At 62.0% G+C, this 23,410-nt stretch carries 17 protein-coding genes; 9 read left to right on the top strand and 8 right to left on the bottom strand.

Going from position 1 to position 23,410, the window contains the following annotated elements; genetic code table 11:
• Positions 1-134 precede the first annotated feature (134 nt).
• The 5 genes from PverR02_RS13980 to tpx all read right to left on the bottom strand — a co-directional run bounded on the left by PverR02_RS13980 (position 135) and on the right by tpx (position 9,834).
• On the bottom strand, positions 135-1,604 hold the full coding sequence (locus PverR02_RS13980; RefSeq protein WP_017848439.1) for an efflux transporter outer membrane subunit: 1,470 nt from the start codon (positions 1,602-1,604) through the stop codon (positions 135-137).
• Positions 1,601-4,708 (bottom strand): efflux RND transporter permease subunit, encoded by a 3,108-nt coding sequence (locus tag PverR02_RS13975; RefSeq protein WP_046383196.1) that lies wholly within the window; start codon positions 4,706-4,708, stop codon positions 1,601-1,603. The genes PverR02_RS13980 and PverR02_RS13975 overlap by 4 nt, the downstream gene beginning before the upstream one ends.
• Positions 4,705-7,806, bottom strand: coding sequence for an MdtB/MuxB family multidrug efflux RND transporter permease subunit (locus tag PverR02_RS13970; protein WP_046483653.1), 3,102 nt, complete (start codon positions 7,804-7,806; stop codon positions 4,705-4,707). Before PverR02_RS13970 ends, PverR02_RS13975 begins: the two co-directional genes overlap by 4 nt.
• Entirely contained in the window at positions 7,803-9,101 is a 1,299-nt protein-coding gene (locus PverR02_RS13965) for an MdtA/MuxA family multidrug efflux RND transporter periplasmic adaptor subunit (protein ID WP_046383194.1), read from the bottom strand. Before PverR02_RS13965 ends, PverR02_RS13970 begins: the two co-directional genes overlap by 4 nt.
• A 232-nt stretch (positions 9,102-9,333) precedes the next feature.
• The gene (gene tpx, locus PverR02_RS13960; protein ID WP_017848435.1) at positions 9,334-9,834 is read right to left on the bottom strand and encodes a thiol peroxidase; all 501 of its coding nucleotides are present in this window, start codon (positions 9,832-9,834) and stop codon (positions 9,334-9,336) included.
• Between the two features lie 170 nt (positions 9,835-10,004).
• On the opposite strand from tpx, the gene PverR02_RS13955 reads away from it, so the two are divergent.
• Entirely contained in the window at positions 10,005-11,294 is a 1,290-nt protein-coding gene (locus tag PverR02_RS13955; protein WP_079443657.1) for a glycosyltransferase, read from the top strand.
• Between the two features lie 76 nt (positions 11,295-11,370).
• On the opposite strand, the gene PverR02_RS13950 is transcribed toward PverR02_RS13955, so the two are convergent.
• Complete coding sequence (locus PverR02_RS13950; protein ID WP_046385261.1) at positions 11,371-11,883, bottom strand: GNAT family N-acetyltransferase; 513 nt, start codon at positions 11,881-11,883, stop codon at positions 11,371-11,373.
• 245 nt (positions 11,884-12,128) lie between these two features.
• Here PverR02_RS13950 and PverR02_RS13945 point away from each other — a divergent pair, with 245 nt between their 5' ends.
• From PverR02_RS13945 to PverR02_RS13910, 8 genes are all read left to right on the top strand, one after another.
• A complete protein-coding gene (locus PverR02_RS13945; RefSeq protein WP_017848432.1) occupies positions 12,129-13,034 on the top strand; it encodes an AraC family transcriptional regulator in 906 nt (301 codons plus the stop codon).
• A gap of 178 nt (positions 13,035-13,212) precedes the next feature.
• Entirely contained in the window at positions 13,213-14,535 is a 1,323-nt protein-coding gene (locus PverR02_RS13940; RefSeq protein WP_046383192.1) for an ABC transporter substrate-binding protein, read from the top strand.
• A 134-nt stretch (positions 14,536-14,669) separates the two neighbouring features.
• Positions 14,670-15,560: a carbohydrate ABC transporter permease gene (locus PverR02_RS13935; protein WP_046385260.1), complete on the top strand. Its 891-nt coding sequence runs from the start codon at positions 14,670-14,672 to the stop codon at positions 15,558-15,560.
• A 10-nt stretch (positions 15,561-15,570) separates the two neighbouring features.
• Positions 15,571-16,401, top strand: a complete 831-nt coding sequence (locus PverR02_RS13930; RefSeq protein ID WP_012723930.1) for a carbohydrate ABC transporter permease — start codon at positions 15,571-15,573, stop codon at positions 16,399-16,401.
• Positions 16,402-16,447: 46 nt separating this feature from the next.
• Entirely contained in the window at positions 16,448-17,551 is a 1,104-nt protein-coding gene (locus tag PverR02_RS13925; protein WP_046383191.1) for an ABC transporter ATP-binding protein, read from the top strand.
• Between the two features lie 16 nt (positions 17,552-17,567).
• Positions 17,568-19,049, top strand: coding sequence for a mannitol dehydrogenase family protein (locus PverR02_RS13920; protein ID WP_079443656.1), 1,482 nt, complete (start codon positions 17,568-17,570; stop codon positions 19,047-19,049).
• Positions 19,050-19,186: 137 nt separating this feature from the next.
• Positions 19,187-20,668: a xylulokinase gene (gene xylB / locus PverR02_RS13915; RefSeq protein WP_046383189.1), complete on the top strand. Its 1,482-nt coding sequence runs from the start codon at positions 19,187-19,189 to the stop codon at positions 20,666-20,668.
• Between the two features lie 12 nt (positions 20,669-20,680).
• Positions 20,681-21,619 (top strand): carbohydrate kinase family protein, encoded by a 939-nt coding sequence (locus tag PverR02_RS13910; protein ID WP_046383188.1) that lies wholly within the window; start codon positions 20,681-20,683, stop codon positions 21,617-21,619.
• A 105-nt stretch (positions 21,620-21,724) separates the two neighbouring features.
• Here the strand turns inward: PverR02_RS13910 and PverR02_RS13905 are convergent, their stop codons facing one another.
• Together PverR02_RS13905 and ilvA are read right to left on the bottom strand one after the other, a co-directional pair.
• Positions 21,725-21,994: a DUF1652 domain-containing protein gene (locus tag PverR02_RS13905; protein WP_017848424.1), complete on the bottom strand. Its 270-nt coding sequence runs from the start codon at positions 21,992-21,994 to the stop codon at positions 21,725-21,727.
• 245 nt (positions 21,995-22,239) lie between these two features.
• Entirely contained in the window at positions 22,240-23,262 is a 1,023-nt protein-coding gene (gene ilvA / locus PverR02_RS13900; RefSeq protein ID WP_079443655.1) for a threonine ammonia-lyase, biosynthetic, read from the bottom strand.
• Positions 23,263-23,410: the final 148 nt, after the last annotated feature.

The raw sequence follows: 23,410 nt of genomic DNA, 5'->3' as shown, positions 1-23,410 counted from the left end.
CGGGTTGTAAACACCCGCCCCGGGTGGCAAAGCCGCGGATTGTAGCGAGAATAATTATTGAACAGGCGATTAATTATAATAGGACCAGCACCGGCATTTTGAGGTCAATCTGCCCATTCAAAAAGGCCCGGACTTCACTCCTTTTCCGCCACTTGAGTCTGCCCATCCCAACCACCGCCCAACGCGGCGATCAGTTGCACGCTGGCCACCAATCGCGTCTGCAGCAAGGTCAGCACGGTGCGTTCGTTACTCAGCGCCGTTGCCTGCACGGTAACCACATCCAGGTAAGCGATCAGCCCCGCTTTGTATTGGTTCTGGGTCAGGCGCAGCGATTCGCGAGCGGCCTCCAGGGCTTCGTTGCTGACCACGGCTTCGTCTTCCAGCACCTTGAGCTGGACCATGTAGTTTTCCACTTCGCGGAAACCATCCAGCACGGTCTGGCGGTACTTGGCCACGGTTTCATCGTAACTGGCCACGGTGCGGTCGACTTCCGCCGAGCGCTGGCCGCCGTCGAACAGGGTCATCGCCAGTTTCGGCCCGACCGACCAGAAGCGGTTCGGCAGGCTGATCCAGTCTGAATAGGTGCTGCTGGAATAACCGCCAGCCAGGCTCAGGCTCAGGTCCGGGTAATAGGCGGCCTTGGCCACGCCGATATTGGCGTTGGCGGCGATCACCGAGCGTTCGGCCGAGGCGATGTCCGGGCGCCGTTCAAGCAATTGCGAGGGCAGGCTCACCGGAATCTGCGGCAAGGCCGGGATGTCCTTGCTCACGGCCAGGTTGAAGTTGGCCGGCGCCTCGCCGATCAACACGGCGATGGCGTTTTCCAGCTGGGCACGCTGCCAGATCAGGTCGATCAGGCTGGCCTGGGTGGACTTGAGCTGGGTTTGCGCCTGGGCCACGGCTTCCTTGCCGGAGACGCCGGCGCGGTATTGGTTTTCGGTCATTTGCAGGGAGCGCTGGTAGGTGTCCAGCGTGGCTTGCAGCAACCGGGTCTGCTCATCCATGACGCGCAGTTGCAGGTAGCTTTGCACCAACTCCGACTGCTGGCTCAAGCGCATCGCGGCCAGGTCCGCCGAGCTGGCTTCGGCGCTGGCCTCTTTGGCTTCCAGGCCCCGGCGCAACTTGCCCCAGACATCGGCTTCCCAGCTCACGCCCAACTGCGCGTTGAGGGTGTCGCGGATGCCGCTGCTGGAACTGCTGAGGCTGGCGTTGCTGCTGCCGGTGCCCTGGCTGGCGCGGGTTTTCCCGACGCTCAGGTCCACCGTCGGGTAAAACGCCCCACGGGAACTGCGCACCAGCGCCTGGGCCTGGCGGAAGCGCGCTTCGGCCTGGGCGACGGTCTGGTTGGCGTTGTTCAGCCGGACCACGAGGTCATTGAGCTGACGGTCGCCGTACAGCTCCCACCAGGCGCCACGGGCCAGCGCATCGCTCGGCGTGGCCTGGCGCCAGCCCTGGGCTTGCTTGAACTGCGCCGGTTCGATGACCTCCGGGCGCGTGTAGTCGGGGCCGACGGCGCAAGCGCTGAGCAACACCCCGCAGAGCACCAGGCTGGCGACGCGGGAACCACGGGGCATGGCCAATGTGGCGAAAATTGAATCGGTCATAGCGCAGTGTCCAGGGCAGCATCGGTACGCACGCCGCGCCAAGCGTTGAAACGATGGCGCGCGCGGTCGAGATAAAGGTAAACCACCGGGGTGGTGTAAAGGGTCAGGATCTGGCTGAAGACCAGCCCGCCGATAATGGTCAGGCCCAGGGGCTGGCGCATTTCCGCGCCTTCGGCCCTGCCGAGCAACAACGGCAAGGCACCGAGGATCGCCGCCAGCGTGGTCATCAGGATCGGCCGCAGACGCAACAGGCAGGCGCTGCGAATCGAATCCAGCGGGCTCAGGCCATCATTGCGCTCCAGTTGCAGCGCCAGGTCGATCATCAGGATCGCGTTTTTCTTCACCACCCCGATCAACAGGAACAAGCCGAGCAAGGAGATCAGGCTGAACTCGCCGCCCAGCAGGTAGATGGAGAGCAAGGCTCCGACGCCGGCCGACGGCAAGGTCGAGAGGATCGTCAGCGGGTGGATATAACTTTCATACAGAATACCCAACACCAGGTACACCGCCACCAGCGCGCCGAGGATCATGAACGGCTGGCCCTTCTGGGTCGCCGCAAAGGCATCGGCGGTGCCGGCCATCTTGGCGATGACGTCCTCCGGCAAGCCCACCTTGGCAATCGCCCGCTCGATGGCCGCAGTGCCCTGCTCCACCGTCACGCCGGGCGCTATGTCGAAGGCGATGTTTTCCGAGGCGAACTGGCCTTCATGGCTGACCCGGTCGTCCGCCAGGCTGTTCTCATAATGGGCAATGGTCGACAACGGCACCCGCGCGCCCGTGGAGGTGATCACCTGCATCTGGTTCAGGGTGATCGGGTCCTGGGCGTATTTCGGGTTGACCTCCATCACCACCTGATACTGGTTGAGGCTGTCATAGATCGTGGAGATCTGCCGCTGGCTGTAGGCGTTGTTCAGCACCGCAGTGACCATGTTCATGTCGATACCCAGGCGCTTGGCCTGGTCGCGGTCGACGACCAGCGTCACCTGGGCCGCGCCCCGGCCTTCGCGGGCGTCGATGGCGGTGAGTTCGGGTAACGCACGCAGTGCGGCCACGACCTTCGGGTACCACAGGCGCAGTGCAGACAGATCACCGCTTTGCAGGATGTAGGAATACTGCGCACTGGTCTGGTCACGCCCGCCACCGAATTGCAGGTCCTGGTCAGCCATCAGGAACAGCCGCCCGCCCGGCACCAGGGGCACGTTCTTGCGCAGACGCTCGATCACCGCCTGGGCGGAGACCTTGCGTTCGCTGATGGGCTTGAGTCGAACCAGCATCACCGCGTTGTTGGTGCCGCTGTTGCCGCCGATGAAACCGGCCACGCTGAGCACCGCCGGGTCTTGCAACACGGCCTTGCGGAAAATCTCCATCTTCGGCTGCATCACGCTGAACGACAGCCCATCGTCGCCGCGCACAAAGCCGATCAATTGCCCGGTGTCCTGCTGGGGCATGAAGGTTTTCGGCACCACCACATACAGCGCGATATTCACCCCCACCGTGATCAGCAGGCTGAGCAAGGTCAGGCGCCGATGGCGCAGCACCCAGTCCAGGCTGGTGGCGTAGGCCGAGACCATGCGGTCGTTGACCTTCTGGCTCCAACGCTGCAAACCGGTCAGTTGGCCTTTGATATGAGGCTTGAGCCAACGCGCGCAGAGCATCGGCGTGAGGGTCAGCGAGACCACCAGCGACACGATGATCGCCGCCGACAAGGTGATGGAAAACTCACGGAACAGGCTGGTGACGATCCCGCCCATGAACAGGATGGACAGGAACACCGCCACCAGCGACACGTTCATCGACAGCAAGGTAAAGCCGACTTCCTTGGCGCCCAGGTACGCCGCCTTCATCGGCGGCACGCCCTCGTCGATATGCCGGGAAATGTTCTCCAGCACCACGATGGCATCGTCCACCACCAGGCCGGTGGCGAGGATCAGCGCCATCAGCGAGAAGTTGTTCAGCGAGAAACCGAACAGATACATCACCGCGAAGGTGCCGACCAGCGACACCGGCACCGCCAGGGTTGGAATCAGCGACGCACGGAAGTTACCGAGGAACAGGTAGACCACCAGGATCACCAGCCCTACGGCAATCAGCAAGGTCATCTCGGCCTCGTGCAGGGTGGCGGTGATCACCGGCGAGCGATCCATCGCCAGGCTCAGCTTGACGCTGGACGGCAGCACCGCCTGCAATGCCGGCAACTGCGCCTTGATCTGCCGGACGGTCTCAATGATGTTGGCACCGGACTGGCGGTTGATCACCAGCAGCACCGCCGAATCGTTGTTGAAGAAGCCGCTGTTGTAGCGGTCTTCCACACCGTCGCTGATCTTCGCCACATCGCCCAGGCGCAGGGCCGCGCCGTTCTGGTAGCGGATCAGCAGCGGTTCATAGTCCTTGGCTTTTTCCAGCTGGTCGTTGGCCTGGATCTGCCAGTTGCGCTCGGCGTCTTCCAGGGAACCCTTGGGCCGACGCTGGTTGGCATTGGCGATGGTGTTGCGCACATCGTCGAGGGCCACGCCGTACTGGTCGAGGGCCTTGGGTTCGAGTTCGATCCGCACCGCCGGCAGGGAACTGCCGCCGATCTGCACTTCACCCACGCCCGGCACCTGGGACAGGCTTTGCGACAGGATGGTCGACGCCAGGTCGTACAGCTGGCCCTTCTGCAATACGTCCGAGGTCAGCGACAGCACCATGATCGGCGCCTGCGACGGGTTGATCTTCTTGTAGGTCGGCATGCTGCGCATACCGCTGGGCAGCAGGTTGCGCGAAGCGTTGATCGCCGCCTGCACTTCCCGCGCCGCGCCGTTGATATCACGGTCGGAATCGAACGCCAGGATCACCCGGGTCGAACCCTGGCTCGACGAACTGCTCATGGTGGTAATACCGGCAATCGCGCCGAACGAGCGCTCCAGCGGCGTGGCCACGGTGGACGCCATCACCTCGGGGCTGGCGCCGGGCAGGCTGGCCGACACCACGATCACCGGGAAGTCGATCTGCGGCAGCGGCGACACCGGCAGCAGATTGAAGCTGACACCGCCCAGCAACATGATCGCCAGGCTCAACAGCATGGTCGCGACCGGGCGGCGAATGAAAGGTCCGGACAGGTTCATGACTCAACCGGCTCCAGGCGTTGCGGCTCTTTGCGCCAGCGCCGCCCCAGGCGATCGAAGTACAGGTAGATCACCGGCGTGGTGAACAGGGTCAATACCTGGCTCACCAGCAAACCGCCGACCATCACCAGGCCCAGGGGTTGACGCAGCTCAGCACCGGAACCGGTGGCCAGCATCAACGGCACCGCGCCGAACAGCGCGGCCAGGGTGGTCATCAGGATCGGCCGGAAGCGCAACAGCGCCGCCTGATAGATCGCAGTCTGCGGGTCAAGGCCCTGGTTGCGTTCGGCGTCGAGGGCGAAGTCGATCATCATGATCGCGTTCTTCTTGACGATACCGATCAGCAAAATGATGCCGATGATCGCGATCATGCCCAGGTCATTGCCGCTGAGCAGCAACGCCAGCAACGCCCCCACCGCCGCCGAAGGCAGGGTCGAGAGGATGGTGACCGGGTGGATGTAGCTCTCGTAGAGCACGCCGAGCACGATGTACATGGTGACCACCGCCGCCAGGATCAGCAGCAAGGTGCTCGACAGCGAGGCTTCGAACGCCTGGGCCGCGCCCTGGAACTGGGTCTGCACGCCGACCGGCATGCCGATGTCTTTCTGGGTCTGGTTGATCAACTCCACGCCCTTGCCCAGTGCGACGCCAGGGGCCAGGTTGAACGACATCATCACCGCAGGGAACTGGCCGATATGCGCAATCGCCAACTGCGCCTGGCGCTGTTCCACATGGGCCAGGCTCGACAGCCGCACCTGGCCGCCGTCGGTGGTCTTGACGTGGATCTGGTTCAGCGCATCCGGCCCCAGGGTCTCGCCCGACTGGGCCTGCAACACCACGCGGTATTGGCTGGCCTGGGTGTAGATGGTGGAAATCTGCCGCTGACCGAAGGCGTCGTACAGCGCATCGGTGATGGTCGACACGTTGACGCCCAGGCGCGAGGCCGCATCGCGGTCGATCACCAGGTACACCTGCAGGCCCTTGTCCTGCAGGTCGCTGGCGACGTCGGTGAGCTGCGGCAACTGGCTCAAGGCATGGACCAGCTTTTCACTCCACAACGCCAGCAGTTCGGCATCGGGTGACGACATGCTGAACTGGTACTGGGTGCGGCTGACGCGGTCTTCGATGGTCAGATCCTGCACCGGCTGCATGTACAGGCGGATGCCCACCAGTTTGTCGATTTCCGGCTGCAGGCGGGTGATCACCTGGGCCGCGCTCAAGTTCCGCTGCCCATGGGCCTTGAGGTTGATCAGCAAGCGACCGCTGTTGAGGGTGGCGTTGTCGCCATCCACACCGATGTAGGACGACAGGCTTTCCACCGCCGGGTCGGCCAGGATGATCTTCGCCAGCTCCTGCTGGCGCTGGCTCATGGCCGCGAAGGAAATCGACTGCGGCGCCTCGGAAATACCCTGGATCACCCCGGTGTCCTGCACCGGGAAAAAGCCCTTGGGCACCACCAGGTACAGCACCACGGTGAGGCCCAGGGTGGCGATGGCCACCAGCAACGTCAGCGGCTGGTGCTTGAGCACCCACTGCAACTTGCGCCCGTAGGCCGCGATCAACCAATCGATCCAGGCGCCACTGGCCTTGTAGAAACGGCTCTGTTCTGCTTCCTCGGGCTCACGCTTGAGCAGGCGCGCGCACATCATCGGCGTCAGGGTCAGGGACACCACCAGGGAAATCAGGATCGCCACCGCCAGGGTGATGGCGAACTCGCGGAACAGGCGCCCGACCACATCGCCCATGAACAGCAACGGAATCAATACGGCGATCAGCGACAGGGTCAGGGAAATCAGGGTGAAGCCGATCTGTTTGGCGCCCTTGAGCGCGGCGGCCAGCGGGGTTTCACCTTCCTCGATATAACGCGAGATGTTCTCCAGCATCACGATCGCATCGTCGACCACGAAGCCAGTGGCGATGGTCAGGGCCATCAGCGTCAGGTTGTTGATCGAGAAACCCGCCAGGTACATCACGCCAAAGGTGCCCACCAGTGACAGTGGCACAGCGATCGACGGGATGATCGTCGCGCTGACGCGGCGCAGGAACAGGAAGGTCACCATCACCACCAGGGCAATCGCGATCAGCAATTCGTGCTGCACGTCGGTGACCGAGGCGCGGATGGTCTGGGTACGGTCGGTCAGCACCGTCACATCCAGGCCGGCCGGCAGGTTATCGGTGATGCTCGGCAGCAGGGCCTTGATACGGTCGACTACCTCGATCACGTTGGCACCGGGCTGGCGCTGGATATTCAGCAGCACGGCCTGGTTTTCGTTGGCCCAGGCGGCGAGGCGTTCGTTTTCGGCGCCGTCGACGATCTGCGCGACGTCCTTCAGACGCAGCGGCGCGCCATTTTTGTAGGCCAGGATCAGTTCGGCGTATTGCTGCGGCGACACCAGTTGGTCGTTGGCGTCGAGCATCGACACGCGGGTCGGCCCGTCGAAGTTGCCCTTGGGCTGGTTGACGTTGGACGCGGTAATCAGCGTGCGTACATCCGACAGGTTCAAGCCGTTGGCCGCCAGGGCCTCGGGGTTGACCTTGATACGCACGGCCTGGCGCTGGCCACCGGCAATGCTGACCATGCCGACGCCGCTGATCTGCGCGATCTTCTGCGCCATGCGTGTGTCGACCAGGTCATTGAGCTTGGGCAGCAGCATGGTCTTGGAGGTAATCGCCAGGGTCAGCACCGGGGTATCCGCCGGGTTGACCTTGTTGTACACCGGCGGCGCCGGCAAGTCCTTGGGCAGCAGGTTGGTCGCGGCGTTGATCGCGGCCTGCACCTGTTGCTCGGCGACATCCATATTGATGTCGAGGTTGAAGCGCAGGGTCAGCACCGAGGCCCCGCCGGAGCTGGTGGAGGCCATCTGGGTCAAGCCGGGCATTTGCCCGAACTGGCGCTCCAGGGGCGCGGTGACTGCGCTGGTCATCACATCCGGGCTGGCGCCGGGGTACAGGGTCATCACCCGGATGGTCGGGTAGTCCACCTGGGGCAAGGCCGAGACCGGCAACAAGCGGTACGAGATGATCCCTGCCAGGACAATCGCCAGCATGCTCAGCGTGGTAGCGACCGGGCGAAGGATAAACAGCCGCGACAGGTTCATGAACCGACCTTTTGCGCCTTGCCGGCGTCAGCGCCGGTCTCCCCTTTGGCCGCGGGCTTGCCTTGCAGGTGCTCGGTCGGCGTGGTCGGGACTTGGCTGCTGTCGTTGACCACTTCGACTTCACTGCCGTCCTTCAGGCGGTCGGTGCCTTCCAGCACCACGCGATCGCCGGCGACCAGGCCTTGCTTGATCACGGTGTTGTCGCCGTCGCTATCGCCGACCACCAGGGGCTGGACCTTGACCTTCTTGTCGCCGTCGAGCTTGTAGACAAAGGTGCCGGCGTTGCCGAACTGGATGGCGGCGGACGGTGCCAGTACGACGTTGTGCAGGGTGTCGGCGAGCAGATGCACGTTGACGAACTGATTGGGGAACAGCGCCTGGTCTTTGTTATCGAAGCGCGCCTTGAACTTCAAGGTGCCGGTGGTGACGTCGATCTGGTTATCCAGGCTCTGCAGCACGCCGGTGGCTTGGCGCTTGGCGTCGCCGCGGTCCCAGGCTTCCACCGGCAGCTTGTTGCCGGCGTGGTAACGGGCGAGCACGGTTTCCAGGCTGTTCTCCGGCAGAGTGAAGGCCACGCTGATCGGCTGGGTCTGAGTGATCACCGCCAGCGCCGTGGTGTCGTTGGCGGCCACCAGGTTACCGACGTCGAGCTGACGCAGGCCGACGCGCCCGGTGATCGGCGCGCGGATCTTGGTGAATTCGAGGTTGAGCTTGGCGTCGTCGACCGCGCCCTGGTTGGTCTTGACCGTGCCTTGGTATTGCAGGACCAGCGCTTCGGCGGTGTCCAGGGTTTGCTTGGCGATACTGTCCTGGGCATACAAGCCGCGATAACGCTCGACATCGACCTGGGCGTTTTTCAACTGGGCCTGGTTCTGCATCAGCGTGCCCTGGGCCTGGAGCAAGGCGTTCTGGTAACTGCGCGGGTCGATTTCCGCCAGCAGGTCGCCGGCCTTGACCATCTGCCCTTCTTCAAAGGCGATCTTCACCAACTCGCCGCCCACCCGGCTGCGTACATTAATAGTGTTGAGCGCGGTGACCGTCCCCAATGCCTTGTAGTACACCGGGAACTCCCCCAGCACCGCCGGCGCCACGCGCACCGGCACCGGGCCGGTGGAGCCGCCGAAACCAGGGCGCGCCATGCCCGTTTTACCGGTGCGGCCGGCTGGCGCTTCTGGATGGGGCGCGCCGGTGGGCCAGAATTTCCAGCACAGGCCGGCGATAACCAGCAGCACGAGCAGGCCGAACAGCCAGCGACGGGAGTTGCGGGGGGAGGATTGCATGGAGTGATCAACCATTGGGCGCGAGGGCTTCTTCTTTGGGAGGCTGAAAGATAAGCACTGGGGCGCGTTAAGAAAAGCGCCTTTACCGGCTATTTACCTTGGGCTTACAACTTTTAACTTTTGAGCTTAGTCCACCGGCTATTTCGCTAAACATCTGACCAGCAAATAAAAACGGCCTGGACTAGGCCAGGCCGCAATTATGTACCGCGCAGTGTTACTGCATAACGACAGTAATGCGCAGAAACAGTTACTTCAAAACAGCCAGGGCTGCTTCGTAGTTTGGCTCTTGGCCGATTTCAGGGACCAGTTCGCTGTGCAGCACATTGTCGTTTTCATCCAGCACAACGACGGCACGGGCGGTCAGAGCCCGGAGCGGGCCGTCAGCAATCGAAACGCCGTAGTCAACGGCGAAATCAGCGTTGCGGAAGTCCGACAGGCTCTGCACGTTGTCCAGGCCTTCGGTGCCGCAAAAACGCTTCTGGGCAAACGGCAGGTCGGAGGAGATGCACAGCACCACGGTGTTGGCCACTTTGTCGGCCTGGGCGTTGAACGTGCGTACCGACGTGGCACAGGTCGGGGTGTCGACGCTTGGGAAGATGTTCAGCACTTTGCGCTTGCCGGCGAAGGTGGCCAGGGTCACGTCCGACAGATCGCCGGCGGTCAGGGTGAAGTCTGGCGCCTTGGAGCCGGTTTGCGGCAGTTCGCCTTCAACTTGGACGGGGTTACCACGAAGGGTGACTTGAGCCATGAACGGAATCCTTATGCTGGGTTTGGTTAAACGAATTCGAGAGGCGGAAGTTAACCACAAAGTGCCGTGGCGACCTACCGCCAGACACAAATTGTCATGTCTCGCCGGGCACGCGGGCGGTTGTGGTTTAATTGCGCGGTTTTCGTCCCCGCTCAAGGAATCTGTTGTTGATGAATCAGCCCGCCACCAAAGTCCTGGTCATTGGTTATGTCTGGCCGGAACCGCGCTCCTCGGCTGCCGGCGGGCATATGATGCAGATTCTCGAAACTTTTCTTACACAAGGTTGGGATATTACCTTCAGCAGCCCGGCGACCATCGGCGAGCACAAAGCCGACCTGCCGGCACTCGGTATCACCGAGTGCGCCATCGAACTCAATAACAGCAGTTTCGACGACTTTATCCGCGAACTGGCCCCGGACATCGTGCTGTTCGACCGCTTCATGATGGAAGAACAGTTCGGCTGGCGCGTCGAGAAGCACTGCCCCGCAGCGTTGCGGGTGCTGGAAACCTCCGACCTGCAAAGCCTGCGCGACGCACGCCAGCAGCGGCTCAAGGACGACCTCAAGGCGCAACCGGGCAACGATGACTTCAGCGCCTTGTTCGCACCGGGCCTGGAAGACGAGTTCCAGCGCATGGCCGACACCGACCTGGCCAAGCGCGAGATCGCGGCCATCTATCGCTGCGACATCAGCCTGATGATCTCCGACGTGGAAATCCGCCTGCTCACCGAACACTTCAAGGTGCCCGCCGCCCTGCTCCACTGGTGCCCATTGATGCTCGAACCGCCAACCGAAGCATTCGCCCCCTTTGACGAGCGCGCGCACTTCCTCAGCATCGGCAACTTCCGTCACGCGCCGAACTGGGATGCCGTGCTCTGGATGAAGAACAGTGTGTGGCCGTTGATCCGCCAGCAACTGCCAGGCGCCCAACTGCATATCTATGGTGCCTACACCCCGCCCAAGGCGACGGCCCTACACAACGCGGCCCAGGGGTTTCATGTGATGAACTGGGCCGAGGATGCCCTGCAAGTGATGACAGCGGCGCGCATCTGCCTGGCGCCGTTGCGCTTCGGTGCGGGGATCAAGGGCAAGCTGGTGGATGCCATGCTCTGCGGCACGCCGAATATCACCACACCGGTCGGCGCCGAAGCCATGGGCGACGAGCAACCGTGGCCGGGGGCAATCGCCCACAGCGCCATGGCGTTGGCCGATGCCGCCGTGAGCCTTTACCAAGACCGCGAACGCTGGACCCAGGCCCAGGAGCACGGGCGCCAACTCCTGGCCCGCCGGTATGACCAAAACATCCACGGCCCCGCGTTGGTGGAATGCCTGGAGCAGTGCCGCAACGACCTCGCCGCCCACCGCCGAAATAATTTCACCGGCGGCATGCTGCGCCACCATGCCCACAAAAGTACGCAATACATGTCGCAGTGGATCGAGGCAAAAAACCGTAACCTTTAGCGCATCAGGAAGCGTGAATATCGTAACTTCGACGTGCCGCCGCTGCGCGGCACGCCACTCGGGGCATCCCTAAACCTTAACGGCCCCAAACATACCTCACCTCATCCAGCGACACGCCACCACGGACCAGCGTGCGACGGCTGCCAGGCTCTTCTCTTCCGCCGAGCCCCTGATAAAAGCGAACAGCTCTTTCGTTTGCAGATAAAACCCATAAGGTAATATTTTTATAACCTTGATCAAACAAACGGTTTAAACCTGACTCCCACAATTTGGCACCGATTCCTTTACCCCAATACTCTGCCAAAATATAGATAGCCATGACCTCTCCCGACTCCGCTGCGGGCTTGTCTTCATCACGGCAACGGCCCACTGAAATCCAACCGACAACGTTTCCATCCACCTCTGAAACTAAAACGTCAGAGTCTTTGCTTTCGATTGCCTGAGCCCAATAAGCCTCCCTTTTTGGCAATGTCGCAGTCAGCGAGGCCAAAAAATCAGCCGGCATCAGATTCGCATAAGCGTGTTGCCAGCTACTGACATGAACATCAGCAATGCTCTTCGCGTCCTTGGGCAGTGCATCACGAATCATAACCAACTCCTTGTTCGTGTTCTGTTTCAGATAAAACGCTTCTTTGCTCCTAGCGACCATGCCCTCTCGATTAGCACGACGCCTGCTCGTAAACGCTTTTGTTAATAGCACAGGCCAGTGAAATATATTAAGTCGCCGATAACCCAAAACGGCCTTCAGGGATGCTCCAACCAACTTGCCGCTGGCAGCGACAGCACACAAGGGGGCATTATTGCGAAGCACAACCACAATAAAGCGACGGCAGCATGACCCGAGCAACGCGAATCACCGACCCTTCCTACGAGCTGATGGACGATCACAACGGTCTGTCCATCATCTATCGCCAGCACGGTTTCCCTTGCCCGTTGGTGCGCTGGCATTTCCATAAGGAATACGAGTTGCACCTGATCGTCGCCAGTTCCGGCAAGGTGTTCATCGGCGACTACATCGGCAACTTCTACCCGGAAAGCCTGTTCCTTACCGGCCCCAACCTGCCTCACAACTGGATCAGCCAGGTCGAGGAAGACGAAGTGGTGCCCAAGCGCGACATGCTGGTGAATTTCACCGATGAGCTGCTTGAGAACGGCAGTCACATTTTTACTGAGCTCAAGACCCTCGCGCCGCTACTGGAGCGGGCGCAGTCCGGCATCGAGTTTCGCTGCAAGAAGACCATCGCCCAGGCCATGACACTCATGCAACGCATCGAGGACGCCCAGGGCATGGCGCGCCTGGGGCACTTCTTTATCCTGCTGGACGTGTTGAGCGCGTGTGAGGATTACCAACTGCTGTCCGGCGTGACCACGCCGCAACTGGCCGACGAACACAGCATCGACCGCACCAACCGGGCGGTGGACTACATCTTTGCGCATTACGCACGGGAGTTGTCACTGGAGGAAGTGGCCGATTACCTGGGGATGAAACCGACGTATTTCTCGCGGGTGTTCAAGCAGGCCACCGGGCGCACGTTTATCGAATTCGTCAATCGCCTGCGCATCAGCAAGTCCTGCGAACTGCTGGCCGATGGCGACAAGGCCGTCACCGATGTGTGCTTCGAGTCGGGGTTCAACAACATTTCCAACTTCAATCGCCGCTTCCAGCAACTTAAAGGCATGACGCCTTCCCACTACCGGCGCCTGGCGGTGCAGCGGCTCACCGAACAGAACCTGGCTTAATCGTTTCGGCTTTTGGTGAGCGAGTACAAAAAAGTATCAGTCCCAGTGCGCCCAAGGATTTGTCACACCCCCCATTTGAGGGCTGTAATCAACGCACACTCTTCCTGGCTCCGCGTGGGAAGACACAACAACAATAACTGTCCTTCTGCAGCCCCTGGGCGCAGAAAAGGAGTGCGCGATGAAGTTCACAGCAAAAACACTGCTTGCCTGTTCTTGCATGACGGCATGCATGACCCTCAGCGCCGTCAGCCTTGGCGCGCAAACCCTGACCATTGCCACCGTCAACAACAGCGACATGATCCGCATGCAAAAGCTCTCGAAGACCTTCGAGGCCGAGCACCCGGACATCAAGTTGAATTGGGTGGTGCTCGAAGAAAACGTCCTGCGCCAACGCTTGACCACCGACATCGCCACCCAGGGCGGGCAGTTCGACGTGTTGACCATCGGCATGTACGAAGCCGCACTCTGGGGCGCCAAGGGCTGGCTGGAACCGATGAAGGACCTACCGGCGTCCTACGACCTCGACGATGTGTTCCCTTCTGTGCGTGACGGTTTGTCCGTCAAGGGTTCGCTGTACGCCCTACCGTTCTATGCCGAAAGTTCGATCACCTATTACCGCACCGACCTGTTCAAGGACGCCGGGCTGAGCATGCCCGAGCACCCGACCTGGACGCAGATCGGCGAATACGCAGCAAAACTCACCGACAAAACCAAAGAACAATACGGCCTGTGCCTGCGTGGCAAAGCCGGTTGGGGTGAAAACATGGCGCTGATCACCACCCTGGCCAACGGCTATGGCGCGCGCTGGTTCGACGAAAAATGGCAGCCTGAATTCAATGGCCCCGAATGGAAGGACGCGCTGAACTTCTACGTCGACAACATGAAGAAATCCGGCCCGCCGGGCGCTTCGAGCAACGGTTTCAACGAAAACCTCGCCCTGTTCAACAGCGGCAAGTGCGCGATCTGGGTCGACGCCAGCGTGGCCGGCTCGTTCGTCACCGACAAGACCCAAAGCAAGGTGGCGGACCACGTCGGCTTCACCTTCGCCCCCCACGAGAAGACTGACAAAGGCACCTCGTGGCTGTACTCCTGGAGCCTGGCGATCCCGACCAGCTCCAAAGCCAAGGACGCCGCCAAGCTGTTCACCAGTTGGGCGACTTCCAAGGAATACGGCGCCCTGGTTGCCAAGACCGACGGCATCGCCAACGTCCCACCAGGGACGCGCAAGTCGACCTACAGCGACGCGTACATGCAGGCCGCGCCGTTCGCCAAGGTCACCCTGGAATCGCTGAAAGTCGCCGACCCGACCCAACCGACGCTCAAGCCGGTGCCGTATATCGGTATCCAACTGGTGACCATTCCTGAGTTCCAGGCGATCGGTACACAGGTCGGCAAGTTCTTCTCGGGTGCGCTGACCGGTCAGCAAACCGTGGATCAAGCCTTGAGCGCCGCGCAGACCACCACCGAGCGTGAAATGAAGCGGGCCGGTTATCCCAAGTAACCCCCGATTCTGTAGGAGCGAGCTTGCTCGCGAAAAAGGTACATCCGACGCCGACATGCGCCTGAAATACCTTCGCGAGCAAGCTCGCTCCTACAGGAGTTTTGCGCACCTGCCTCTAATCGGTCTTGATCACCATGAATACAACACGCAAAAGCCGCCTGGCCAACCCCGGCTGGTTTCTCGTCAGCCCCTCGGTAGCCTTGCTGCTACTGTGGATGATCGTGCCGCTGGGCATGACCCTGTACTTTTCGCTGATCCGCTACAACCTGCTCTACCCCGGCGAAAACCAGTTCGTGGGGCTGGAGAACTTCACCTACTTCATCACCGATTCGGGCTTCCTGCCCGGCGCCACCAATACCCTGTTGCTGGTGGGCAGCGTGCTGCTGATCAGCGTGGTGTTCGGCGTATTGATCAGCGCCCTGCTGGAGGCCAGTGAGTTCTTCGGCCGCGGCCTGGTGCGGGTGTTGTTGATCTCGCCGTTCTTCATCATGCCCACCGTCGGTGCGCTGATCTGGAAGAACCTGATTTTCCACCCGGTGTCGGGGATTCTCGCCGCCGTGTGGAAGCTGTTCGGCGCGCAGCCGGTGGATTGGCTGGCGCATTACCCACTGCTGTCGATCATCATCATCGTCTCGTGGCAATGGCTGCCCTTCGCGATCCTGCTGCTGATGACCGCCATGCAGTCCCTCGACCAGGAACAAAAGGAAGCCGCACGCCTGGACGGCGCCGGCGCCATCGCGATCTTCTGGCACCTGACCCTGCCCCACCTGGCGCGCCCGATTGCCGTGGTGGTGATGATCGAAACGATCTTCCTGCTCTCGGTGTTCGCCGAAATCTTCACCACCACCAACGGCGGCCCCGGCTACGCCTCGACCAACCTCGCCTACCTGATCTACAACCAGGCGCTGGTGCAGTTCGACGTGGGCATGGCCTCGGCCGGCGGCTTGATTGCCGTGGTCATCGCCAACATCGCGGCGATCATCCTGGTGCGGATGATCGGCAAAAACCTGACTGACAAGCCTTGAGGGCCGCGCCATGACGCTTCAACAATCCCGCCGCCTGCAAAGCCTGCTGCTCGGCACCCTGGCCTGGGCCATCGCGATCCTGATCTTCTTCCCGATCTTCTGGATGGTGCTGACCAGCTTCAAGACCGAGATCGACGCGTTCGCCACGCCGCCGCAGTTCATCTTCACGCCGACGCTGGAGAACTACCTGCACATCAACGAACGCAGCAACTACTTCAGCTACGCGTGGAACTCGGTGCTGATTTCGTTCAGCGCCACCGCCTTGTGCCTGCTGATCTCGGTGCCGGCGGCCTACTCCATGGCGTTCTACGAGACCCAACGCACCAAGGGCACCCTGCTGTGGATGCTGTCGACCAAGATGCTGCCACCGGTGGGCGTATTGATGCCGATCTACCTGCTGGCCAAGAGCTTTGGCCTGCTGGATACGCGTATCGCGCTGATCATCATCTACACCCTGATCAACCTGCCGATCGTGGTGTGGATGGTTTACACCTACTTCAAGGACATCCCCAAAGACATCCTCGAAGCCGCCCGCCTGGACGGCGCCACCCTGTGGCAGGAAATGGTCCGCGTGCTGCTGCCGATTGCCAAGGGCGGGCTGGCGTCCACGGTGCTGCTGTCGCTGATCCTGTGCTGGAACGAGGCGTTCTGGTCGCTGAACCTGACCTCGTCGACTGCCGCGCCGCTGACCGCGCTGATCGCCTCCTACTCCAGCCCCGAAGGCTTGTTCTGGGCCAAATTGTCGGCCGTGTCGACCCTGGCCTGCGCGCCGATCCTGATTTTTGGCTGGATCAGCCAGAAACAGCTGGTGCGCGGGTTGTCCTTCGGCGCCGTGAAATAACGGCTTCTCTCTAACAAAAACGAATTCAGAAGCGGAGGCCCATCCCATGGCCAACCTGAAAATCAAGAATCTGCAAAAAGGCTTCGAAGGCTTTTCCATCATCAAGGGCATCGACCTGGAAGTGAACGACAAGGAGTTCGTGGTCTTCGTCGGCCCGTCGGGTTGCGGTAAATCCACGCTGCTGCGGCTGATCGCCGGCCTGGAAGAAGTCAGCGAAGGCACCATTGAGCTTGATGGCCGCGACATCACCGAAGTCACCCCGGCCAAGCGCGACCTGGCGATGGTGTTCCAGACCTACGCGCTGTACCCGCACATGAGCGTGCGCAAGAACATGTCGTTTGCCCTCGACCTGGCCGGCGTCGACAAAAAGCTGGTAGAGAGCAAAGTCAGCGAAGCGGCGCGCATCCTCGAACTGGGCCCGCTGCTGGAGCGCAAGCCCAAGCAGCTGTCCGGCGGCCAACGCCAGCGCGTGGCGATCGGCCGGGCGATTGTGCGCAACCCGAAGATCTTCCTGTTCGACGAACCGCTGTCCAACCTCGACGCCGCGCTGCGCGTGCAGATGCGCCTGGAACTGGCGCGCCTGCATAAAGAGCTGCAAGCAACCATGATCTATGTGACCCACGATCAGGTCGAAGCCATGACCCTGGCCGACAAAGTGGTGGTGCTCAACAGCGGCCGCATCGAGCAGGTCGGCTCGCCACTGGAGCTGTATCACCAGCCGGCCAACCTGTTTGTCGCGGGCTTTCTCGGCACGCCGAAAATGGGCTTCCTCAAGGGCAAGGTCACGCGGGTCGAGGGCCAGGGCTGCGACGTGCAACTGGACGCCGGCAGCCTGATCAGCCTGCCGCTGAGCGGCGCCACCTTGAGCGTGGGCAGCGCGGTGACCCTGGGCATTCGCCCGGAACACCTGGAGATCGCCGCGCCGGGCCAGGCCGGCCTGACCGTCACCGCCGACGTCGGCGAGCGCCTGGGCAGCGACACCTTCTGCCACGTCATCACCGCCAACGGCGAGCCGCTGACCATGCGGATTCGCGGCGACATGGCCAGCCAGTATGGCGAGACGCTGCACCTGCACCTGGACCCGGCGCACTGCCACCTGTTCGACACCGACGGCGTGGCCGTCACCCGCCCACTGCGCGCCGCCGCCTGATTTCGCGAGAGTTATGATGAAACTGAATAAACACAACCTCACCCAATTGGCGCCGGAAGTGAAAATCCCGACCTACGCCATTGCCGATACCCGCCAGGGCATCGCCCATATCGGCGTCGGCGGTTTCCACCGCGCGCACCAGGCGTATTACACCGATGCGCTGATGAATACCGGCGAGGGTCTGGACTGGAGCATTTGCGGCATCGGCCTGCGCAGCGAGGACCGCAAGGCCCGCGACGACCTGGCCGGCCAGGACTACCTGTTCACCCTGTATGAACTGGGCGACAGCGACGACACCGAAGTGCGCGTGATCGGCTCGATCAGCGACATGCTGCTGGCCGAGGACGGCGCCCAGGGGCTGATCGACAAACTGGCCAGCCCGCACATCCGCATCGTCTCGCTGACCATCACCGAAGGCGGCTACTGCATCGACGACAGCAACGGCGAGTTCATGGCCCACCTGCCGCAGATCCAGCACGACCTGGCACACCCGCAGGCGCCGAAAACCGTGTTCGGCTTTATCTGCGCCGCACTGACCCAACGTCGCGCCGCCGGCACCCCGGCATTTACCGTGATGTCCTGCGATAACCTGCCGCACAACGGCGCCGTCACGCGCAAGGCCCTGCTGGCCTTCGCCGCCCTGCACGACGCCGAACTGCATGACTGGATCCAGGCCAACGTGACGTTCCCCAACGCCATGGTCGACCGCATCACGCCGATGACCAGTACCGCGCATCGCCTGCAATTGCACGATGAGCACGGCATCGACGATGCCTGGCCGGTGGTGTGCGAGCCGTTTGTGCAATGGGTGCTGGAAGACCGCTTCGTCAACGGCCGCCCGGCCTGGGAAAAGGTCGGCGTGCAGTTCACCGACGACGTGACGCCCTATGAGGAAATGAAGATCGGCCTGCTCAACGGCAGCCACCTGGCCCTGACTTACCTGGGGTTTCTCAAGGGGTATCGGTTCGTTCACGAGACCATGAATGACCCGTTGTTCGTCGCGTACATGCGCGCCTACATGGACCTGGACGTCACGCCGAACCTGGCGCCGGTGCCGGGCATCGACCTCACGCAGTACAAGCAGACCCTGGTCGACCGCTTCTCCAACCAGGCGATTGCCGACCAGTTGGAGCGCGTGTGTTCCGATGGCTCGTCGAAATTTCCCAAGTTCACCGTGCCAACGATCAACCGCCTGATTGCCGATGGGCGTGAGACCGAGCGCGCAGCGTTGGTGGTGGCCGCGTGGGCGTTGTACCTCAAGGGTGTCGACGAGACTGGCGCGGTCTACAAAATTCCCGACCCGCGTGCCGAGTTTTGCCAGGGCCTGGTGAGTGACGATGCGCGGATCAGTCAGCGCCTGCTCGGCGTGGAGGAGATTTTCGGCACAGCTATTCCCAAGTCGGCTGAGTTTGTGGCAGCGTTCGAGCGGTGCTATGCGAGCCTGCGCGACAACGGCGTCACAAAAACACTGCAGCAACTCCTGAAGAAACCGGTTTAAACCTGTGGGAGGGGGCTTGCCCCCGATAGCGGTGGGTCAGTAAAGAACATTTACACTGAAACACCGCCATCAGGGGCAAGCCCCCTCCCACATTTGAAGCGCATTTACAATCCAACAACAATGCTGAGCAAACCCTCATGACCCAGCAAAACCTGTTCCTCGGCATCGACTGCGGCACCCAAGGCACCAAAGCCATCGTCCTCGACGCCTCCAGCGGCAAGGTGCTGGGCCTGGGCGCCGCGGCACACACACTGATCAGCGGCGCCAACGGCCGGCGCGAGCAGCACACCCAGGAGTGGCTGGACGCCTTTACCGAAGCCACCCACCGCGCCCTGCAACAGGCCGGCGTGGACGGCCAGGATATCCTCGGCATCGGCGTGTCCGGCCAGCAACACGGCCTGGTGTTGCTCGATGACAGCGGCCAGGTGCTGCGCCCGGCCAAGCTATGGTGCGACACCGAAACCGCCGCCGAAAACGAGCGCCTGTTGCAATACCTGGGGGGCGAAAGCGCTTCGCTGGAGCGTCTCGGCGTCGCGATCGCGCCGGGTTACACCGTGTCCAAACTGCTGTGGACCCGCGAGCAGCACCCCGAGGTGTTCGCGCGCATCGCGCATATCCTGCTGCCCCACGACTACCTCAACTACTGGCTCACCGGCCGCGCCGTCGCGGAATACGGCGATGCCTCGGGCACCGGCTACTTCAACGTGCGCAGCCGTACCTGGGACGTGGCGCTGCTCCAGCACATCGACCCCAGCGGCCGCCTGCAGGCTGCCTTGCCGACGCTGATCGAAGCCGACCAAGCCGTCGGCACGATCCTGCCGGCCATCGCCGAACGCCTGGGCATCAACCCCGACGCCATCGTGTCCAGCGGCGGCGGCGACAACATGATGGGCGCCATCGGCACCGGCAATATCGCCCCCGGCGTGATCACCATGAGCCTGGGTTCATCGGGCACCGTGTATGCCTTCGCCGACCAGCCCAACGTCAGCCCCCAGGCGTCGGTCGCGACCTTCTGTTCCTCCAGCGGCGGCTGGTTGCCGTTGATCTGCACGATGAACCTGACCAACGCGACCGGGGTGATTCGCGAACTGTTCGACCTCGACCTCGACGCCTTCAACGCCCTGGTCGAGCAGGCGCCGATCGGTGCCGACGGCGTGAGCATGCTGCCGTTCCTCAATGGCGAACGCGTGCCCGCCCTGCCCCACGCCACCGGCAGCCTGCATGGCTTGACCATGACCAACCTGACCCGCGCCAACCTGTGTCGCGCGGTGGTCGAGGGCACCACCTTCGGCTTGCGTTACGGCCTTGATCTGTTGCGCCAGACCGGCCTGCACAGCCAGAGCATCCGCCTGATCGGCGGCGGCTCGAAAAGCCCGGTGTGGCGGCAGATGGTTGCCGATATCATGCACACCGAAGTGATCTGCACCGAACAAAGCGAAGCGGCGGCCCTGGGCGCGGCGATCCAGGCGGCGTGGAGCCAGTCCGGCGAGTCCCTGGCCAGCCTGTGCGAAAAATGCGTGAGCGTCGACCCGGCCAGCCGGACCCTGCCGGTGGCCGACAATGTCAGCGCCTATCAACACGCCTACGAGCGCTATCAGCAGCACGTGGCAACCCTTTAAGAGCGAACGACTATGTATCTGGTGTGCGGTGAAGCGCTGTTTGATTTTTTCAGCGAGGACGATCCCAGCGGGCAAGCCTCCAAACTCAATTACAAGGCGATTGCCGGTGGTTCGCCGTTCAACGTCGCCGTCGGTTTACGCCGGCTCGGCATCGAGGCCGCGCTGTTCGGCGGCGTGTCCACCGACTTCCTCGGGCAGCGCTTGTTGCAGGTGCTCAGGGACGAAGGCGTCAACCCGCAGTTCCTGGTGGAATTCGCCGCGCCGACCACCCTGGCGATGGTCGCCGTGGGCGCCGATGGCTCCCCGCAATACAGCTTTCGCGGCGAAGGCTGCGCCGACCGCCAATTGACGCGCGCACACCTGCCAACCCTGGGCGATGAGGTTCGCGGGCTGCATGTAGGTTCGTTCTCCCTGGTGGTGCAACCGATTGGCGACACCCTGCTGGCCCTGGTCCAGCGCGAAAGCGGCAAGCGCTTGATCAGCCTCGACCCCAACGTGCGGCTCAACCCGCAACCGGATATCCAGCTGTGGCGCGAGCGCGTGGCCGAACTGGTCAAGTACGCCGACCTGATCAAGGTCAGCGATGAAGACCTGCACCTGCTCTACCCCGACCAATCGCCGGAAAGCGTGCTTGAGGGCTGGTTGCAACACCGCTGCCAGTTGGTCTTCCTCACTCGCGGCGGTAACGGCGCCAGCGTGTTCAGCCGCCAGCACGGACACTGGTCGCAACCGGCGGTGAAGGTGGTGATGGCCGATACCGTGGGTGCCGGGGACACCTTCCAGGCGGCGTTGATTGCCTGGCTGACCGAGCAGCAACTGGATTCGGTCGAGGGCCTGCAGCAACTGACCCGCGCCCAGATCGACGCGATGCTGGGCTTTGCGATCCGTGCGGCCGCCATGACCTGCGGCAAAACGGGCCCGGACCTGCCCTATCGGCAACAGTTGGGGTGAACAAACGATCACAGGCTGCGGCGTTCAGCATGGATTGACGGGTAGCAACAGCATCGGGCCTGGTATTTACCAGGCCCGCAGATCGGTGAAAGCAACGCTCGCTATCTAGTAGTGGCCGCGCCCTGCTGCTCTTTGCAGTGCAGGCCCCTGCGATTGCTTGAGGTCTTCGCGCAACCCGGTGATCAGGTTGCAAATGGCTCGACTGCTGTCGAGTTTGTCAGCATTGATGCCTTTGACTTCCAGATCCACCCGGTCACGGTCGCGATCGTCATAGACCTTGATCGTCAACGAGGCATCTTCAGCTTTGGTGCATTCACACCGTTTAGGCAGGAAACTTCCTTCAATGATACTGCGAAGTTCTAATTCCGAAAGCATGGTCAACCTCTCCTTTCTTGAGACGGCCAATCGATTGTTATAAGTCTTGCAGGCACTCGCCCGCCACGTCCTGCCAGCCCTGGAAGACGTTTACAATCAATAAGCCTACTCGGCAAAATCCGTTCTCGTTGTAACCTTTCCTCATAAGCAGTACCCAGTCTTGTATAACTTTGTTCAACTCAAATTCACTCGACGAACATCATCGCCGAACAGCTTCGATTAAACGTTTAACCCTGGACTTTGCGTTAACCGGCACTGTGTGCTGCGGCTCTTTCAGCAACATGTCGCAAACTATCAAAGTTGATATTGGCCCCTGAGTTGACCGCCACCAGCGTCTGCCCGCGCACGCGGTGTTGCCCCACATAGCGGCGAATGCCCGCCACAGCCAAGGCGCCGGACGGCTCGACGATGGAACGCGTATCGTCGTAGATCAGCTTGATGGCACTGCACAGTTCATCGTTGCTGACCGTGATGACGTCATCCACCCAATCCCGGCAGATCTCAAAGCCATAGGCGCCGATCTGTGCCACCGCCGTGCCATCGGCAAACCCGTCCACACTGGGCAGCACCACACGCTCACCGGCGCGCAAGGCTGCCAACAGGCAACTCGAACCTTCGGCTTCGACGCCGACGATGCGTACCTCGGGCCGCAGGTACTTGACGTAGGCGGCGATCCCGCCGATCAGGCCGCCACCGCCCACCGGCACGAAGATCGCGTCCAGCGCGCCCTGCTGCTGGCGCAGGATTTCCATGCCCACCGTGCCTTGGCCAGCGATCACGTCCGGATCGTCGAACGGCGAGACAAACGTACAACCACAGGCTTCGGCCAGTTGCAACGCATGGGCCAGGGCAAACGGAAAGCTCTCACCGTGCAGCACCGCTTGCGCCCCTCGCGAGCGCACACCCAGCACCTTCAACTCCGGCGTGCTGCACGGCATGACGATCGTGGCCTTGATCCCCAATTCCCGCGCCGCCAGCGCTACGCCTTGCGCATGGTTGCCGGCCGATGCGGTGATCACGCCGCAGGCCTTCTGCTCGGCGCTGAGTTGCATCAGCTTGTTGTAGGCGCCACGGATCTTGAAGGAAAAGGTCGGTTGCAGATCTTCGCGCTTGAGCAACACCTGGTTGTCGAGCAACAGCGACAGCGCCGGGGCGACCTGCAATGGGGTTCGCACGGCCAAATCGTAGACCGGCGCGGCGAGGATCTTTTTGACGTAGTGCTCAAGCAGTCCCGAGACAGCGGTAGATGGGACGGGGCAAGTGCTCATGGGAGTCTCCTGGCTTGGGTAAGGGCACCTGGAGACGGAAAAACAAAACCCGCCTCTAGGGCGGGTTTGGGTGCAGCCGAGCGCTATCCCGCCAAATGAGGAATGGCGGTAATAATAATTGGCTGGCAACGCAGGGTTTGAAATGTCA

It is taken from the genome of Pseudomonas veronii (assembly GCF_002028325.1).
Taxonomy (GTDB): Bacteria; Pseudomonadota; Gammaproteobacteria; order Pseudomonadales; family Pseudomonadaceae; genus Aquipseudomonas; species Aquipseudomonas veronii.
The sequence above is the reverse complement of the archived record's forward strand: the minus strand, read 5'-3'. Positions and strand labels throughout refer to the sequence as shown.